At 72.1% G+C, this 1,432-nt stretch carries 2 protein-coding genes; both read right to left on the bottom strand.

What is annotated here, in order from left to right; genetic code table 11:
- The coding region (locus G6023_RS13190) for an amino acid kinase family protein (protein ID WP_472986442.1) at positions 1 to 287 on the bottom strand (287 nt) is incomplete at its 3' end.
- Positions 284 to 1,432: GTPase ObgE (obgE, locus tag G6023_RS13195; RefSeq protein ID WP_182635933.1), on the bottom strand; the 1,149-nt coding region annotated here is incomplete at its 5' end. The genes G6023_RS13190 and obgE, both read right to left, overlap by 4 nt.

Below are 1,432 nucleotides of genomic sequence, written 5' to 3' on the forward strand. Positions count from 1 at the left end.
GCGCGCGCCAGCTCGAGCTGGCCGACGCTGGCCGCGGCCTGCTTCGCGGACAGGGTGCCGGGGCGGGTGGTCATCCCCAGTGGCGCCATGCCGGCGCCGATTGCACCGGAGGAGACGACGAAGACGTCCGACCCCGCGGCCATCCGCGACTGGCAGACGTCGGCGAGTGCGTCGAGTTCGGCCCGCCGGATCCCGCCGTGGAAACTGGTGATGGCCGACGAGCCGATCTTGACCACCACGCGGCGGGCCGCGCCGATACGACGGCGCAACTCCCGCTCCGTGGTCACTCCAGGATCTCCTCGTCCGGGTCGATCAGGCCGCGGCGCACCCGCTTGCGGTACTTGCGCTCGGTGGCGCCGATCCGCTCGTCGGACTCGAGCCGGATGTCGGTGCCACGCCCGGTGCGCATGAGGTCGACGCCGGCCGGGGTCTGCGGCTCCCACTCGAACGAGACGTCACCGATGGTGACGGTGCAGCCCTCCGTGGCGCCGGCCTTGATGAGCGCCTCCTCGACCCCGATCCGGGCCAGCCGGTCGGCGAGGAAGCCCACGGCCTCGTCGTTGTCGAACTCGGTCTGACGGATCCACCGCTCGGGCTTGGCCCCGGTGACGATGAACGCGCCGCGGTCGGCGGGATCCGGGCGGACGCGGAACTCCTCGACGTCCACCGCCTTGGGGCGGATGACGATCCGCTCGGGCGCGGCGGGCGGGTTGGCCTTACGGTGCGCCTTGATCAACTCGTACAGGCCGTACCGCAGCTCGTCCAACCCCTTGTGGGCCACCGCGGAGATCGCATAGACCGGCCACCCCTTGGCCTCGAAGTGCTCGCGCACCATCTCCGCCATGTCGGCGGCGTCCGGCACGTCGATCTTGTTGAGCACGACCACGCGGGGGCGGTCTGCCAGGTCGCCGACCCCGGCGTCGGTGAGTTCGGACCGGTAGGCGGCGAGCTCGGCCTCGAGGGCGACCACGTCGGAGATCGGGTCCCGGTCGGACTCGAGGTTCGCGCAGTCCACCACGTGGGCCAGCACGGCGGTGCGCTCGATGTGACGCAGGAAGTCCAGACCCAGGCCCCGGCCCTCGCTGGCCCCGGGGATGAGGCCGGGGACGTCGGCGATGGTGAAGGTGTCGTCGCCGACCGAGACCACGCCGAGGTTGGGTGCCAGGGTGGTGAAGGGGTAGTCGGCGATCTTGGGCTTGGCCGCCGAGAGAACCGAGACCAGGGAGGACTTCCCGGCGGACGGGAAGCCCACCAGTCCGACGTCGGCCATGGACTTGAGCTCGAGCGTGAGATCGCGGACCTCGCCGGGCTCGCCGAGCAGCGCGAAGCCGGGGGCCTTGCGGGCCCGGGATGCCAGGGCGGCGTTGCCCAGCCCGCCCTTGCCACCCTCGGCGGCGACGAAGCGGGTGCCGACGCCGGTGAGGTCGGCCAG

The sequence above is a fragment of the Dietzia sp. DQ11-71 genome, assembly GCF_014144995.1.
In the GTDB taxonomy this organism is placed as follows: domain Bacteria; phylum Actinomycetota; class Actinomycetes; order Mycobacteriales; family Mycobacteriaceae; genus Dietzia; species Dietzia kunjamensis.